This window comes from Ruminococcus sp. B05 (assembly GCF_003628495.1).
GTDB lineage: Bacteria > Bacillota > Clostridia > Lachnospirales > Lachnospiraceae > Schaedlerella > Schaedlerella hominis.
Genome location: NZ_RBZR01000007.1, coordinates 62360 through 79705, shown reverse-complemented (window position 1 = coordinate 79705; position 17346 = coordinate 62360). Strand labels below are relative to the sequence as shown.

The window sequence follows — 17346 nt, the reverse complement described above, 5'->3', positions numbered from 1 at the left end:
AGGGATAAGAATGACAAAAGAAGTAAAAAGTAAGCTGATTGAAATAGGAGCAGGCCTGGTTCTTTACTTGAATGCACTTTTTGCGGTAAAGCAATGGAATGCAAGTAGCAAAGTGGAATTGTTGTTGTATATTTTTGCATATATTGTACTTTCAGTAAAGATATTGTGGCAGACCTTTTATAATATAAAACATAAGAAGCTTTTTGATGAAAATCTGTTGATGCTGGTTGCAACAATAGGAGCAATGTTTGTTGGGCGATATCGTGAGGCTGTTGCGGCCGTACTATTTTATCAGGTGGGAAATCTGGTAGAGGCTATTTCTTTGCAAAGAACGAAAAAATCAATTGCCAAATTTATGGATATCCGGCCGTCGCATGCAAACTTAAAGATTGCAGGTGGAACAAGAACGGTATCGCCTGTCGAATTGATACCGGGGAATGTAATCGTGGTTAAACCAGGAGAGAGGATTCCGGTGGATGCAACAGTTACACAGGGCGCAAGTATGATAGATACAAAAGCGTTGACTGGCGAGGCAGAACCAAGAGAAGTGAAGATAGGAAGCAAACTTTTTAGCGGAAGCATCAATCTAAGCGGAATGATCGAGGCAAGAGTTTCGAAAGTTTATGAGGAATCCACGGCAGCGAAGATTATGACTTTGGTTGATGCGGCAAATAATAAAAAAGCAGAAACAGAAAAGCTTGCCGATCGATTTACGAGATACTATACACCAATCGTAATACTGATGGGAATTTTAGTCATGATACTTCCGCCAATGATGTTTGCAGGGCAGGATGGACATGTTTGGATTTATCGAGGATTGATTTTTCTGGTAGCTGCATGTCCATGTGGTCTGTTAGTATCGGTTCCACTTGCATTTTTAGGTGGAATCGGAGCAGCATCCAGACAAGGTGTATTGATCAAAGGAAGTAATTATCTGGAAGCCTTATCGCAGACAGAAACATTTGTGTTTGATAAGACAGGAACTTTGACGGAGGGTGTATTTACTGTTAAAGAGATTTGTCCGCGAGGAATGTCTGAACAGAAGTTACTGGAGCTTGCCGCATATGGGGAGGTTCATTCAAATCATCCAATTGCACAGTCATTAAGAGAGGCCTATGGAAAAACAATTGATACAGCAAGAGTTTCACATACGAGGGAATACTCTGGCTTTGGAGTGGAATCAATTGTAGACGGACAAGTTATCTTTGCCGGAAATGCAAAATATATGAACAAACAAGGATTTTATTATCAGCCGGTATCAGATATCGGAACAGCGGTTCATATAGCGGTAGATGGAGAATATGCCGGATATATTTTAATCTCGGACATTATTCGACCAGGTGTGAAAAAGATGATACGATGGCTTGACAGACATCAGATAGAGTCCGTTATGCTGACAGGTGACAATGACAGAGTGGCAGAAGATGTCGCCAAAAAAGTAGGAATCCACTCTGTTTTTGCAAATTTAATGCCGGAGGATAAAGTAGAACAGTTAGAAGATTTTATGGAAAGCCGGATTGAAGAGGAAAAACTTGCGTTTGTCGGGGATGGAATCAATGATGCGCCGGTTCTTGCGCGTGCTGATATTGGAATTGCCATGGGAGGACTAGGAGCAGATGCAGCCCTTGAAGCTGCAGATATTATTTTGATGGAAGATGAGCCGATTAAAATTGTAAATGCTATTCGAATTTCCAAAGGAACAATTCGGGCAGTGAAGCAGAATATGATTTTTGCAATCGGCATGAAAGTATATTTGCTGGTGCTGGCACTATTTGGTTATGTATCTATGGAGAATGCCATCATTGCAGATGTCGGTGTAATGTTATTAAATATTTTAAATTCATTTTGGATATTGAAATATCCGGAATAAAGATGAAAAATGGAGAATGAAAATGAAGAATCAAATGCAATTTATTCGAAACTGTGGATTGGTGATTTTGACAATGTCTTGTTTACTTACAGGGTGTTCAAATGCAGGAAAAGCAGGAATAAAAGCAATGGAAGAGGAAGATTATAAAGAAGCGGTTACTCAGTTTACACAAGCTGCAAGTACAGCAGAGGCGAAAGGAAAGAAAGAGGATGCTGCGGAAACTTATCGCGGACTGGGAATGGCATACTATGAATTAAAAGAATATGATAAAGTTCTGGAAAGTATGCAGAAAGCGTTAGATGACGGAGTTCAGAGAACTGCCGAGCTTTACAATATTATGGGAGTATCTGCAATGAAGCAGGAGGATTATGAATCTGCATTAAAATATTTTGATGAAGGAATTTCATATGCACAGTCAAAGGATGCGGTAAATGCATCAAAATCAAAAAAAGAAGTGGATTATTCAGAACTGATACAGGAGATGAGATATAATCAGATTGTGTGTTATGAAAAACAGGAAAACTGGGAAGAGGCTAAGAATGCGGCAAATGAGTATATTGCGGACTACCCGAATGACGAGAATATAGAAAAAGAAGTAGAATTTTTGGAGACAAGATAGTTTATGACGATGTATGAGTTGAAAGAAGCCGAAGAAAAAGTGATTTTGGTCGGAGTTCAGTTAAATGAAAACGAACCGGCAGAAGAGTCATTAGATGAGCTGGGAGAACTGGCAAAAACAGCAGGAGCTGAGGTTGTGGGAAGAATGATACAAAGCAGGGAGTATATTCATCCGGCAACTTATATAGGAAAAGGAAAAATAACAGAACTCAAAGAACTGTTGTGGGAAACAGACGCCACAGGAATTGTTTGTGATGATGAACTGACATCTGTGCAGTTAAAAAATCTAGAACAGGAGTTGGGGTGCAAAATAATTGATCGTACGCTATTGATCCTGGACATTTTTGCGGCAAGAGCAGTATCAAGTGAAGGTAAGATACAGGTAGAACTTGCACAGTTAAAATACAGAGCATCCCGTCTGATCGGACTTGGAAATTCACTATCCAGACTTGGAGGCGGAATCGGTACAAGAGGTCCCGGGGAGAAAAAACTGGAGATGGACAGGCGTCTGATTCGTGAAAGAATCAGCAGATTAAAAAAAGAACTGCGTGAGGTGGAACAGCACCGTGAATTGATCCGGACACAGCGTAAGGACTCGAACCTTAAGGTGGCTGCTCTGGTGGGATATACTTCGGCAGGAAAAAGCAGCCTGGAAAATGCTCTGACAGGTGCTGGTATTCTTGAGGATGCGATGTTATTTTCGACATTGGACACAACAACCCGTGCATTGGAATTAGAAGGAAAACAACAAGTACTTCTGACAGATACGGTTGGATTTATCCGAAAGCTGCCACATCATTTGATAGAGGCATTTAAAAGTACTTTGGAAGAAGCAAAATATGCAGATATTATAATTCATGTTGTAGATGCTTCAAACCCTCAGATGGATACACAGATGTATGTAGTATATGATACATTGCGTCAGTTAGGCGTAGAAGGAAAGCCTGTTATTACACTGTTTAATAAGCAGGATAAATTGGAATCACCACAAATGTTTCGCGATCTGCATGCAGACTATACATTTGCAGTGTCAGCAAAGACTGGACAGGGACTGGATGAACTGAAAGGTGCATTGCTTGATATCATCCGGCAGGATCAGATTTATGTGGAACGATTGTATGATTTTTCAGAAGCCGGTAAAATCCAATTGATTCGAAAACATGGGCAGCTTTTAGAAGAGGAATATGTTGCGGAAGGAATTGCAGTAAAGGCATATGTACCGAAGTCGATTTATGGAAGAATATAAGCAGATGTTAAAATACTAAAAAAGGATGACGATATACACTACAAAAAAGTGGAGATTGTCATCCTTTTTGTTTTATTTCAGTCGAGAAGACTCCCACCTCTTCAGGTGGTGAGTAATAGCAAAGTTAATTCAGAGTAACAAAAGCATGGGCTATTCTAAGAAAGGTTTTCCGGGACTCTTTGGATAGCTGCCCATAGAGACGAGAAGCTGTAAACCAATATCACGGGCTGTCAGTACTGCATTTTTTACAGCACTGGCATCACCGGTCACAGCAACAATCACTTCATTGGAATGACTGGTTCCACGATCTGGAGTCATATATTTTACAATCTCTACAGAAGCAGATTTGACAGCTAAATCAGCCATTACCATTCCAATTGCAGCAGGAGAACCGCAGAAAAAGCCAAAAGGTTTTCCGATTGGTGCATCAAAAGCAAGATTCAGAGCCTGGTCTGCATTTGCAGAGAAGGTAAATTCTAAATGTCCGGCATCGCTGATATAAAGTTCTCCGGCATATTTTTCAGTGTATTCGAGTGCGATTTCTACAGCACGACGGACATCTGAAACGTTGTCTCCACCGATGATAATATAGTTGCCATGTCCGCCCCAGCCTTTTGTGTCGCGTGGCAGTTCAATGGATACGATTTCAGTATTTGTAGATTTAACTGCTTCGTCGACAGCGTTAATCTGTCCGGCAGCACCGGTACGAGAGCTGAGAAGACCTAAGCTTCGGTATGGCTTTTTTAAATTCATTTGTTTCAAAAGCATCGGATCAACTCCGGGAATGACCAATCCAATTGTATCTAATACAGTTGTTCCGACAAATTCTGTCATAGAACAGTTCATAGATATTTTTTCTATTTCATGTACGTTAATCATAATGTATCTCCAATCATAAATTTATCTCAGTCGAGAAGACTCCCACCTCTTTCAGGTGCTGAGTAACAGCAAATTTGTCTCAATGGGAGTCTAATCTCCGACTGAGATAAACGCTGTGCGAGGATGCGCAGTGATTCTGTAAAGAATGTGTCAGCTTACGCTGACCAGAATCACGCGCCAAGTCTCGCGGCTGCTCGACTTGAATCTTGTTAAATAAATCCGCCGTCCAGTCCGATAATCTGTCCGGTTAAATAACTATGGTTTTCGGAAAGGGCAAATGCAAGCTGACCGACTTCAGCTGCGGTTCCGAATCGTCCGGCAGGAATCTCTTCGGCGAGCTCCTGACGCTCTTCATCTGAAAATACAGCATTCATTTCCGTATCGATCACTCCGCATGCGATAGCATTGACCTGGATATTACTTGGGGCCAGTTCTTTTGCAAGGGCCATTGTAAGCCCATTCATCCCAGCCTTTGTGGCAGAATAGGCAGCTTCGCAGGAAGCACCGACTCTTCCCCACATAGAGGAAATGTTGATGATCTTTCCGCTTTTTTGCCGGACCATGTAAGGAATTGCAGCACGGGAACAATAAAAAGAAGAAGAAAGATTTGTATTTAAAATACGCGTCCATTCATCGTTGCTCATATCTGTTAACAATCCCACATAAGAAATACCGGCATTGTTGATAAGTACATCCAATCCGGGAGCAATGGTGGAAATCTTTTCAAAAATCGCTCGTACAGTATCAGGATTGCCGACATCACCGGGAACTAAGGTGCAAATTCCACCTTGCTGAGTAATAGAATCAGCAACCTTTTGAAGTGCATCGATTGATTTATTGCAATTTAAAAATACATGATAACCATGTGCTGCGAAAGTGAAAGCGCAGGCAGCACCAATTCCGCGGGATGCACCGGTTATCAAAACATGTTTTTTGTGCATAAAGCTTACCTCACTATTGTTTATTGTATTCTACAAACAACAACGTTCGACTTGAATATTGTCTTTATTATAACGGATTTGTATATAGAAAAGCAAACATCATTTGCTTTTTTCGTTGAGTATCAAAATTAATTATGATATCATTTTCTATAGAAGTCAAAGAAAAGTAACGGTTCTATATTCGAGGAGGAAAAAAGATGCTGGATGAAGCGATTCTGTTTGCAACGAAAGCACATGAAGGACAATTTCGAAAAGGAACAAAGAAACCTTATATCGTGCACCCGTTAGAAGTGAAAGATATTGTGATGACGATGACAGAAGATGAAGAAATAATCTGTGCGGCTGTCTTACACGATACAATTGAAGATTGTAAAGGTGTATCAGAAGAGACAATTCGGATACAATTTGGTGAAAGAGTTGCAAAGATGGTAGCGGGCGAGAGCGAAGATAAGACAAGAACATGGGAAGAGAGAAAGTCAGCTACGATCAAACATTTAAGAGATACATCTGAAGAATTGCAGATGATTGCTCTGGCAGATAAATTATCTAATCTGAGGGACATTGACAGAGATTATCCGATATTCGGAGAAGAATTGTGGCTGCGGTTTCGTATGAAAAATAAGAATGCTATGGGATGGTATTATAAAAATATCCGAGACGTTTTAAGACCAGGTTTTGAAGGGCAGGAGACGTATGCGGAGTATTCTCAGTTGGTTGACAAGATTTTTGGGAAAGAACCTGCTGATGAATCGTGGAGAGAGCAATAGAAGGAAGGATTTGATTATGGGAAAAACAAAAGTAATCTGTTTTGCAAATAATAAAGGGGGAAGCGGAAAGTCAACAACTTGTGCCAATGTAGGATATGGTCTGACACAGCTTGGGAAAAAAGTCCTTCTGATTGATGGAGATATGCAGTTGAATCTTTCGCTGTCATTATTTGACGAGGATAAAGTACTTGCATTTGCTCAGAGTGATAAGAACTTATATGAAGGTATTCGAAAACAAGCTGATTTGACAGATTATATCGTGAAGTCGGACTTTGAAAATCTGGACTTAATCCCGTCTTCAACACTGATGAGTTCGATAGAGTATGAACTTTTTACAAAATGGCAGAGAGAATACATTTTAAAGAAAGGCATTTCTAAAATTGTAGAGAAAGAATTATATGACTACATTTTAATTGATGCACCACCGACACTTGGCGGCTGGGTGATGAATATTTTATGTGCATCGGACGAAGTGATAATTCCGGTAGAATCTACACCTTGGGGATTATTCGGATTAGGTAATATGTTCGAATTTTTAGAGGAGGTCAAACAAATTGCACCGGATTTACAAATCGGAGGTGTGCTGATCACAAAAGTAGATACAAGAAAGAGCTATTTTAAACAGACGTTAGAAGTGTTGCAGGATTTGGAAAATGTCAGAGTGTTTGATACATATATTCGAGTAGACAGTACTGTAGAATGGTCTCAGGATGATCATAGACCAATCATGGCTTACAAAAAAAGCAGTCGCAGTGCAAAAGAGTATATGGCACTGACGGAGGAAATTGCAGGATGCACAAAGAACTGATCGATGCGCTTTCTGTCATTACAGAAGAAGAACAGCGCATTTTGAATGAACAGAAGGGAATAGATCGAGGGCTCTATACAGGAAAAAAGGAGCTGGTTATTGATAGTGAGAAGCTTTTACAAAAAGGAAAGCTGATCCAGGTTAGGCCGCATACAAGATTCGTGAATTTTCCAAAGCATCGGCATAATTATGTGGAATTGATTTACATGTGTCAGGGCAGTACAACACATTATATTGATGGAAATAAAGTTGTGCTGGAGCAGGGAGATCTGCTGTTTTTAAATCAACACGCCCAGCAGGAAATACTGCCGGCAGGGAAAGAAGATATTGCCGTGAATTTTATCATTTTGCCGGAATTTTTCAACATGGCATTTTCTATGATGGGGGCAGAAGATAATATTCTTAAAGAATTTCTTGTAGGAACACTCTGCGGAAAAGATGGGAAGACATCTTATTTATATTTCCATGTTGCAGATATTTTACCGATTCAGAATCTGATGGAAAATATGGTTTGGACCATTTTTTATGATATAGGAAACAAACGAAGCTGTAATCAGATTACAATGGGACTTATGTTGCTTCAGTTATTAAATCATATGGACAAAATGGAAACAGGAAATGCCGGATTTGATAATGAATTGACCGGAACAGTTCTAAATTATATAGAGGAACATTACAAAAACGGAAGCTTGTCAGAACTTGCCCAAATCATGAATTATGATGTATATTGGCTGAGCAAGGCGATTAAAAAGCAGACCGGTAAGACTTATAAAGAATTACTGCAGTCAAAACGTATGAGTCAGGCGGCGTATTTACTTACGAATAGTACATTGCCGGTTGCAGATATTATTGAATCAGTAGGATATGATAATACAAGTTATTTTTATAGAAAGTTTAAAGAATGGTATGGTATGGGCCCAAAGGAGTATCGGGCGGGGAAATGATGGTAAGTTCAGCTATCGTTCAGCCATGCAGCTCGAACTTGTGGTGCAAATAAGGTCTCATTTGTTTTCAAATGGAGACCTTTTTTTGTACTTTTTTGCAATTTATAATGTACTCATACAAGAAAATTAGTGGAAATACAAGAAGGAGGCACACAATGAGCAAGTATTATTTAGCAATTGATATTGGGGCATCAAGCGGACGTCACATGCTTGCATCCATGGTCAATGGAAAAATACAGCTGGAAGAAGTGTATCGTTTCCCGAACGGAATGGATAACAAGAATGGTACACTGTGTTGGGATGTAGAGAGACTGTTTACAGAGATAAAAAATGGATTGAAAAAATGTAAAGAAATCGGCAAAATTCCATCTTATATGGGAATTGACACATGGGGTGTTGATTACGTTTTATTGGATAAGGATGATAAAATCCTTGGCGAGACAGTTGGATATCGCGATAACCGAACAAATGGAATGGATGCAAAAGTGTATGAGACAATTTCACTTTCAGCATTATACGAGAGAACAGGAATCCAGAAACAGATTTTCAATACAATATATCAGTTGATGGCGGTGAAAGAGTCACACCCAGAATATCTGGAGCAGGCAAAATCAATCCTTATGATTCCGGATTATTTCCATTTCCTTCTTACAGGAGAGAAGAAAAACGAGTATACCAACGCAACAACAGGACAGCTTGTGAATGCAAAGACAAATGAGTGGGACTATGAGCTGATCGATATGCTTGGATACAACAAAGAAATGTTCCAGCCAGTATCGATGCCGGGAACAGTTGTTGGTGAATTTACAGAAGCAATTCAGGAAGAGGTTGGCTTTAACTGTACCGTTGTCCTTCCTGCAACGCATGATACAGGTTCTGCAGTACTTGCAGTTCCGACAAACGATGACAATGCAATTTACATCAGCTCCGGAACATGGTCACTGATGGGAATTGAAAGAAAAGAAGCAGACTGTTCTATGAAGAGTATGCAATCAAACTTTACAAATGAAGGTGGATATGATCATCGTTTCCGTTTCTTGAAAAATATCATGGGACTTTGGATGATTCAGTCTGTAAAGAAAGAATTTACAGAAGACCTTTCCTTTGCAGAAATTTGCGAAAGAGCTTCAAAAGAAACAATTTCATCTATTGTAGATTGTAACGACGATTGTTTCCTTGCTCCAAAGAGCATGATCGAGGCGGTGAAAAAATACTGTCAGGATACAGAACAGCAGGTTCCTGAAACAGTAGGAGAAATCGCAGCTGTTATTTACAACAGTCTTGCAAAATGTTATGGCGATACAATTGAGGAAATCGAAGCGTTGACAGGCGAGCATTACTCAACAATCTATGTTGTCGGTGGCGGTGCAAATGCAGGATATTTAAATGAATTGACAGCAAAATATACAGGAAGAAAAGTTTCAGCAGGACCATCCGAAGCCACAGCAATCGGAAATATTATTGTTCAGATGCTTCATGACAAAACATTTAAGAGTCTTCCGGAAGCAAGAACATGTATCGGTGAGTCATTTGATGTAAAAATCTACGAGAACTAAATAATACAGACATAAAAATATACGAAACTAAATAATAAAAATAAAGATGTAGACATTTACGAAAACAAAATTATAAAAGTAAAATGGAGGATAAAAAAATGACAAGATATGAATCAGCAAAAGAAATTTATGCAAAATTAGGTGTAGACACAGACGCAGCAATCGAAAAATGTATGCAGATTCCTGTTTCGCTTCACTGCTGGCAGGGAGACGACGTAACAGGATTTGATCATGATGGCCCTCTGACAGGTGGAATTCAGACAACAGGAAATTATCCGGGAAAAGCAAGAACTCCGGAAGAATTATTAGCAGATATGGATAAGGCAATGAGCTTAATGCCAGGAAAGAAAAAAATCAATGTACATGCCTGCTATGCAATTTTTGAAGATGGCGAGTTTGTAGACCGTGACAAATTGGAGCCAAAACATTTCCAGAAATGGGTTGATTTTGCAAAAGAAAGAGGAATGGGACTTGATTTTAATCCAACATTTTTCTCACATCCAATGGTAAAAGACGGATTGACATTGTCGAGCCCGGACGAAGAAGTAAGAAAATTCTGGATTGAACATGGAAAAGCCTGCATCCGTATTTCACAGTATTTTGCAGAGCAGACAGGAATTCCTTGTGTTATGAATATCTGGACAGGAGATGGATTTAAGGATGTACCAGCTGACCGTATGGGACCACGTGTACGTTATAAAGAATCTATCGATGCAATCCTCGCAGAGCCATTTGACACAAATCTTGTAAAACCATGTGTTGAGTCAAAAGTATTCGGAATTGGTGTGGAAGCATATACAGTAGGTTCAGCAGAATTCTCTTTAAGCTATGCGGCAATGAACAAAGATAAATGCCTGCCACTTATGGATAATGGACATTATCATCCAACAGAGGTTGTTTCTGATAAGATTCCTGCACTTTTAACATTCTTCCCTGAAATCGCTCTGCATGTAACACGTCCGATTCGTTGGGATTCAGACCATGTAGTATTGTTTGATGATGAAACAAAAGAAATTGCACAGGAAATCGTTCGCTGCGAAGGTGGAATTGAGCGTACATATATTGCATTGGATTACTTTGATGCATCGATCAATCGTATTTCTGCATGGGTAACAGGATTTAGAAGTTTCCAGAAAGCGTTATTGAATGCTCTGTGTACACCAAGTGCAATGCTCAAAGAACTTCAGGATACAAATCAGATGTCTAAGAAAATGGTGATGATGGAAGAGTGCAAGACACTTCCAATCGGAGATGTTTGGGAAGAATACTGCAGCAGATGCGGTGTGGCAGCAGAAGGATGGTTTGACGATGTTGCTAAATACGAAGAAGAGGTTCTGTCTAAGAGAGCGTAGTTGATATTTAGTTCATTAGGTGGCAATACGTTCCTTACAAAAAATTGATATAAGAATTCTTGCTCAGATTCCATGAGCGGGAGACACATAAGAGCGTAAATTTTTGCTAAAAGCAAATGAATTTGAACTCAAACTTGCTGTTACGCAGCTTCAAACATGTTCGTTCAAATTCATTAACACAAAAATTTACGCTCTAAGTGTCTCCAACGCTCACTCCATATTCGCTCGAATTTCTTATATCAATTTTTTTGTAAGTAATGTATCGGCTCAAGTTGTGAAGTAAATAGAACTCAAAGGATATGGGGGGAGATATCTGAGATAACGGATATGGGGGAATTGAAGATGCAAAATTTCGGTGGGGAGTATCCGCAAGTTATAGAAAGGGCAAGTTGAGGATGCAGAATTTCAATGAGGAACATCCTCACGTTATCGAAAACGTGTGATGTAGATGCAAAATTTGCAAAGGAAGCATCCTCAAGTTTTAGAAAAAGCAAGATGCAGATGCAATGTAGACTGTCCAGTAAAGCTCTCTGCTTTTTAATTCATCAGATTTGCGATAACGTACTGAGAAAAAATATTGGATATGAATTTCTGCGAATACAAAGGAAGCGATTGGAAATACTAAAAGGCCAGAATTTTACGTTAGAGCTTAGAAACTTGCTGTTTGAGGGCATAGCCCGAGTTGCTGGTTTCTAAGCTCTGTTTTTAGTAATAATTCTGACCTTTATGTATTTTCCGCTGACGGAGTCTGAACAGAAATTCATATCCAATATTTTCTCTCAGGGACGCTTATCCAACTTGATGAACTAAATAGCAACTTTCCTCTTCTCCAGCCAGCTCATCAATTCATTAGTTGAATAATTCAATACCAACTCTTTCGGAAATTCCGCCTGTTCCACCAATTCTAACGCATATCGAAAATCTCCCAGATGTTCCGGACCGTGGCTGTCACTCGACAACAACACCGGATAATGAAAATGTTTGCACAAATTCAAAATCATCAAATCGTTAAATTTTGTATCTCCGCGATACCCATCCGGGCTAAGTGAACTATTGTTAATTTCTAATATGACTTGATGTTCCATTGCAGATTTTATAATTGCCAAATAATCAACAGGATATTTGACATCATCACAGTGTCCGAGAATAGATACAAAAGGATTCTCCATAGCACGAAGATAAGCCTTTGTATTTTCAGCCTCTGTACCAGGTTTGAGGACAGGTTTATGAATACTGGCAATGACATAATCAAGTCCTGCAAGTAAAGAATCTTCCAAATCTAAAGTTCCATTGTAATCTGTAATATTAGCCTCGATACCATAAAGCATATTTATCCCAAGCCGTTTACGGGCTGCCATAGGGAGACTACGGAAATAAGAAGGTTTTCCGCCTCCTAATGTCGCCGGGCCATGGTCTGATATTCCGAGTAATTTTAAGTGAGCAGCCGAAGCAGCCTTTACCATATCAGTAATAGTTGCGGTGGATGCGTGACCACTGGCAATCGTATGAGTATGAATGTCTAGTTCAATAGAAAACACAACAAATCCCTCACTTTCCTTTTGTTTAAAATGTATAAATAAGTTCGCTATTGAGTAAAAATTAGATGCAATTTATTAAAAAATATATTAGAATAGAATTATATTAAATACTTTAAACCCAGTATGGATTGTTTTGTGACGGATGTCAATATAAAAATGCGAAAAAAAGAGACGTTTAGAACGAAAACCAATATAAAAATGTGAGATTGTGTTGTTTTCAGAATTGTTTATGCGAATAAAAGTGTTGGGATTTGTTGTGATTCCGTTGACTTAATGGCGTTCGTGAAGTATAATAACAATAACTGAGCAGAGGAAAGGAGAAGAACGAAAAATGGGACTATATACCTATGATAATACGGCTATTCCGAAATCGGATAGAATTCCTAAACTGGTCGAGAATCTTTATGCGAAGATGCCGGAGATTGAGTCAGCCAGAGCAAGGTTGATTACAGAATCTTACAAGCAGACAGAGAATGAACCAATCATCATACGTCGTGCGAAAGCATTTGAACATATATTGGAAAATATTCCAATTGTGATTCGTGATCTTGAGTTGATTGTTGGTAGCACAACACTTGCACCAAGAGGATGTCAGACATATCCAGAATTCTCATACGAGTGGCTGGAAGCAGAGTTTGATACAGTAGAGACCAGATCAGCAGATCCATTTTACATTTCAGAGCAGACAAAGCAGGAGATTAAAGAAGCAGATGCCTATTGGAAAGGAAAAACAACCAGTGAACTGGCAACTGCTTATATGGAACCTGAGACATTGACTGCAATGGAACATAATATGTTCACACCGGGAAACTATTTCTATAATGGTGTAGGACACGTTACAGTAAAATACTGGGAAGTGTTAGATATTGGATTTGCAGGGATCAGAGAAAAGGCAGAAGCTGAACTTGCATCAATCAGCTATGCAGATGGTAATTACCAGAAGAAGTCAAGACTTCTGCAGGCAATGATTATTAGTTGTAATGCAGCAATCAATTACGCAAGAAGATATGCACAACTTGCACTGGATGAGGCGCAGAAATGCACAGATGAAAAACGAAAACTGGAATTACTTCAGATTGCTCAGAACTGTGTGAATGTACCAGAAAAAGGTGCAACAAGCTTTTATGAAGCATGTCAGTCATTTTGGTTTGTACAGCAGTTGCTTCAGATTGAATCGAGTGGACATTCTATTTCACCGGGACGATTTGATCAGTACATGTATCCTTATTATAAGAAGGATCTCGATAGCGGCAAACTTACAAGAGAGTTTGCACAGGAACTGATCGATTGTATTTTTGTTAAGTTAAATGACTTGAATAAATGTCGTGACGGTGCTTCAGCAGAGGGGTTTGCAGGATATAGCTTGTTCCAGAATATGATTGTTGGTGGACAGAATTCAGAAGGAATCGATGTGACAAATGATTTGTCATTTATGTGTATTGATGCTTCGCATCATGTATTTCTTCCGGCACCATCACTTTCTATCCGTGTATGGAATGGAACACCTCATGATCTGATGATCAAAGCAGCAGAGCTGACAAGAACAGGTATTGGACTTCCGGCCTATTATAATGATGAAGTGATCATTCCTTCATTGATGAGCAGAGGTGTAACACTGGAAGATGCAAGAGACTATAACATTATCGGCTGTGTAGAACCACAGAAAGCCGGTAAGACAGACGGATGGCATGATGCAGCATTCTTTAATATGTGTCGTCCATTGGAATTGGTGTTCCACAATGGTAAGGACAAAGGTGTTCAGGTTGGACCACAGACAGGTAATGTGGAAGATATGGATACATTTGAGAAGTTCTACCATGCTTATAAAGTTCAGATGGAATACATGATCAAATTGTTGGTTAACGCTGATAATGCCATAGATATGGCACATGCTGAGAGATGTCCGTTACCATTCCTATCATCTATGATCGATGATTGTATGAAGAGTGGTAAATCGGTGCAGGAAGGTGGAGCTGTTTACAATTTCACAGGACCACAGGGATTTGGAATTGCAAATATGGCAGATTCATTATATGTAGTGAAAACACTTGTATATGACGAGAAAAAATTGTCAATGAAAGAACTGAAAGAAGCTTTGACAACAAACTATGGTCATGGTTTGAATCAGGAAGACATTGCAGCGATGACATCAGAGGTTGCACAGGATATGGCAGCAGCTGGACAGCAGGTAGGACCGACAGAGATTGCAGCAATTTTGCAGAGTGTAGTGGCAGCGGTTGAATCTCCGGAAGCAAAGGCAAATGGAGAACGCATCCTTAAGATGATCGAAGAGGTTCCAAAATTTGGTAACGACGATCCGGAAGTAGATGCATTTGCAAGAGATGTTGCTTATACATATACAAAGCCAATGTTGAAATATTACAATCCAAGAGGTGGACAGTTCCAGGCAGGTCTTTATCCAGTATCTGCAAATGTTCCTCTGGGAGCACAGACTGGAGCAACACCGGATGGAAGATTTGCATATCAGCCTGTAGCAGATGGCGTTTCTCCATCAGCAGGTAAAGATGTGAATGGACCAACAGCAGCAGCTAATTCGGTTTCAAGACTGGATCATGGAATTGCATCAAACGGAACATTATTTAATCAGAAGTTCCACCCATCTGCATTAAGCGGAAGAAGAGGACTTGAGAATTTTGTGGGATTGATTCGCTCTTACTTTGATCAAAAAGGAAGTCATATGCAGTTTAACGTAGTCAGCAGAGAAACATTGTTGGATGCACAGAAACATCCGGAACAGTATAAACATTTAGTTGTTCGTGTTGCAGGTTATAGTGCATTGTTCACAACGTTATCAAAATCTTTGCAGGATGATATCATTCGTAGAACAGAGCAGGGATTTTAAAATATTACAGTTCGCATTTGAACAGTGATACAAGAAAGGAACAGACAACATGGAAGCATACTGGAATACGAAAGGTCGTATTTTCGATATTCAGCGATACTCTATTCATGATGGAAATGGAATTAGAACAATTGTGTTTTTGAAAGGCTGTGTACTTCGTTGCCGATGGTGCTGTAATCCGGAATCTCAGGAATATGATATCCAGACGATGATGGTGCAGGGAAAACCGAAAGTAATCGGGCGTGATGTGACTGTTGCAGAAGTGATGAAGACGGTGGAGAAAGATCGTCAGTATTACTGGAGAACGGGTGGAGGTTTGACTCTGTCAGGAGGAGAAAGCCTTTGCCAGCCGGAATTTGCAACAGCGTTGCTTCAGGCTGCACAAGAAAGCGGAATTAGTACAGCAATGGAGAGTATGGGATGTGCAAAATGGGAGACAATTGAAAAACTGCTTCCATATTTAGATCAGTATCTGCTTGATATTAAACATATGAATCCAAGAAAGCATAAAGAGTTTACTGGACGTTCCAATGAACTGATGATAGAAAATGCGATGAAGATTGCAAAGTCTGGCATGACAGAACTTAGCATAAGAGTTCCGGTTATACCGGGGTTCAATGATACAGAAGAGGAGATCCGTCAGATTGCAGCTTATACAGCGACACTTCCTAATGTGAAACGTATGCATTTGTTGCCATATCATAGATTAGGACAGGATAAATACACCGGATTGAATCGAGAGTATTTGATGGGGGATGTAAAACCTCCGACAAATGAACATATGGAAAAGCTATTGAAAGTAGCTGAGGTGACATCGGGAATCGAGTGTCAGATCGGCGGATGATAGCTGGTCACACGAAGTGTGAATAGTGACGATATATGTTGTATAAGAAGACGGGAGCATATCCTGAAACATCACAAAAAATATCAAAAAATAAAACAATATGTGAATAACTTGAAAAACATTTCCGATACAACAGGAACAGATAAGAGTAAACTGAAAAACAGTAAAAACAAAGGGTGAAAACCAACAAAAACAACACAAGATCTAGTTGACTGTTGTGGGGTTGTGTGGTAGAATTAAGTTAGAAATAACAAAAAACAAATTTTTTGTAAAATCCAAGGAGGAAACAAGAATGGTTAACGAGTATGAAATCAAAAAAGAAATGTGTGAGATCGGTAGACGCGTTTATAATCGTGGAATGGTTGCAGCAAATGATGGTAACTTTTCAGTAAAATTGAACGACAACGAATTCCTTTGCACACCAACAGGAGTAAGTAAAGGATTTATGACACCAGAGTATATCTGTAAAGTAGATGCTAATGGTAATGTAATCCAGGCTAACCCAGGATTCAAACCATCATCAGAGATCAAAATGCATATGCGTGTTTACAAAGAGAGACCAGATGTTAATTCTGTAGTACATGCTCATCCACTTTATGCAACAACATTTGCAATTGCAGGTATTCCTTTGACACAGCCAATCATGCCAGAGGCAGTTATCGCTCTTGGATGTGTTCCGGTTGCTAAATATGGTACACCTTCTACAATGGAGATTCCAGATGCAGTTTCTGAATATCTTCAGTATTTTGATGCAGTTCTTCTTGAGAACCACGGAGCATTAACATATTCTGATTCTTTATTAAATGCATACCACAAGATGGAGTCAGTAGAGTTCTACGCTCGTCTGTTATGGCAGACAATGCAGATCGGTGGACCACAGGAACTGAACAAAGAGCAGGTTGAAAAACTTTATGAAATCAGAAGACAGATGGGACTTCCAGGAAAACATCCTGCAAACCTTTGCCCAAATGCAAAAGCTGGTAAACCAAACTGCCACTCATGTGGAGGAAACTGTGGATCACATGAAGCAGCAACAGTAGATGCAGACCTGATTGCTTCTATCACAAAGAAAGTTATGGATCAGTTAGGAAAATAATTTATATATAAGAAATGAGGACTG

The 17346-nt window shown here is 39.5% G+C and carries 14 protein-coding genes; 11 read left to right on the top strand and 3 right to left on the bottom strand.

Annotated elements, in window-relative coordinates:
- Positions 1-10: 10 nt before the first annotated feature.
- The 3 genes from D8Q48_RS07235 to hflX are packed head-to-tail and all read left to right on the top strand — an operon-like array spanning position 11 to position 3734.
- A complete protein-coding gene (locus D8Q48_RS07235) occupies positions 11-1870 on the top strand; it encodes a heavy metal translocating P-type ATPase (protein ID WP_117990412.1) in 1860 nt (619 codons plus the stop codon).
- Between the two features lie 22 nt (positions 1871-1892).
- Positions 1893-2489 (top strand): tetratricopeptide repeat protein, encoded by a 597-nt coding sequence (locus tag D8Q48_RS07230; protein WP_172696969.1) that lies wholly within the window; start codon positions 1893-1895, stop codon positions 2487-2489.
- Positions 2490-2498: 9 nt separating this feature from the next.
- Positions 2499-3734: a GTPase HflX gene (gene hflX, locus D8Q48_RS07225; RefSeq protein WP_347562293.1), complete on the top strand. Its 1236-nt coding sequence runs from the start codon at positions 2499-2501 to the stop codon at positions 3732-3734.
- Positions 3735-3884: 150 nt separating this feature from the next.
- Here hflX and pduB read toward each other — a convergent pair whose 3' ends face one another.
- Together pduB and fabG are read right to left on the bottom strand one after the other, a co-directional pair.
- The gene (gene pduB, locus D8Q48_RS07220) at positions 3885-4613 is read right to left on the bottom strand and encodes a microcompartment protein PduB (protein WP_022075410.1); all 729 of its coding nucleotides are present in this window, start codon (positions 4611-4613) and stop codon (positions 3885-3887) included.
- Between the two features lie 209 nt (positions 4614-4822).
- Positions 4823-5554: a 3-oxoacyl-ACP reductase FabG gene (gene fabG / locus D8Q48_RS07215; RefSeq protein WP_121056063.1), complete on the bottom strand. Its 732-nt coding sequence runs from the start codon at positions 5552-5554 to the stop codon at positions 4823-4825.
- Positions 5555-5751: 197 nt separating this feature from the next.
- On the opposite strand from fabG, the gene D8Q48_RS07210 reads away from it, so the two are divergent.
- From D8Q48_RS07210 to D8Q48_RS07190, 5 genes are all read left to right on the top strand, one after another.
- The gene (locus D8Q48_RS07210) at positions 5752-6321 is read left to right on the top strand and encodes an HD domain-containing protein (protein ID WP_121056061.1); all 570 of its coding nucleotides are present in this window, start codon (positions 5752-5754) and stop codon (positions 6319-6321) included.
- A gap of 16 nt (positions 6322-6337) precedes the next feature.
- On the top strand, positions 6338-7129 hold the full coding sequence (locus D8Q48_RS07205) for an AAA family ATPase (RefSeq protein ID WP_118688590.1): 792 nt from the start codon (positions 6338-6340) through the stop codon (positions 7127-7129).
- On the top strand, positions 7114-8073 hold the full coding sequence (locus D8Q48_RS07200; protein ID WP_117990406.1) for an AraC family transcriptional regulator: 960 nt from the start codon (positions 7114-7116) through the stop codon (positions 8071-8073). Before D8Q48_RS07205 ends, D8Q48_RS07200 begins: the two co-directional genes overlap by 16 nt.
- Positions 8074-8228: 155 nt before the next feature.
- A complete protein-coding gene (gene rhaB, locus D8Q48_RS07195) occupies positions 8229-9629 on the top strand; it encodes a rhamnulokinase (RefSeq protein WP_117990405.1) in 1401 nt (466 codons plus the stop codon).
- A gap of 98 nt (positions 9630-9727) precedes the next feature.
- Entirely contained in the window at positions 9728-10981 is a 1254-nt protein-coding gene (locus D8Q48_RS07190; RefSeq protein ID WP_117990404.1) for an L-rhamnose isomerase, read from the top strand.
- 806 nt (positions 10982-11787) lie between these two features.
- On the opposite strand, the gene D8Q48_RS07180 is transcribed toward D8Q48_RS07190, so the two are convergent.
- The gene (locus D8Q48_RS07180; RefSeq protein WP_117990403.1) at positions 11788-12519 is read right to left on the bottom strand and encodes a phosphatase; all 732 of its coding nucleotides are present in this window, start codon (positions 12517-12519) and stop codon (positions 11788-11790) included.
- A gap of 331 nt (positions 12520-12850) precedes the next feature.
- Here D8Q48_RS07180 and D8Q48_RS07175 point away from each other — a divergent pair, with 331 nt between their 5' ends.
- The 3 genes from D8Q48_RS07175 to D8Q48_RS07165 all read left to right on the top strand — a co-directional run bounded on the left by D8Q48_RS07175 (position 12851) and on the right by D8Q48_RS07165 (position 17322).
- On the top strand, positions 12851-15382 hold the full coding sequence (locus D8Q48_RS07175) for a glycyl radical protein (protein ID WP_117990402.1): 2532 nt from the start codon (positions 12851-12853) through the stop codon (positions 15380-15382).
- Positions 15383-15431: 49 nt separating this feature from the next.
- Complete coding sequence (locus tag D8Q48_RS07170; protein ID WP_117990401.1) at positions 15432-16226, top strand: glycyl-radical enzyme activating protein; 795 nt, start codon at positions 15432-15434, stop codon at positions 16224-16226.
- Positions 16227-16518: 292 nt separating this feature from the next.
- On the top strand, positions 16519-17322 hold the full coding sequence (locus D8Q48_RS07165) for a class II aldolase/adducin family protein (RefSeq protein WP_117990400.1): 804 nt from the start codon (positions 16519-16521) through the stop codon (positions 17320-17322).
- Positions 17323-17346: the final 24 nt, after the last annotated feature.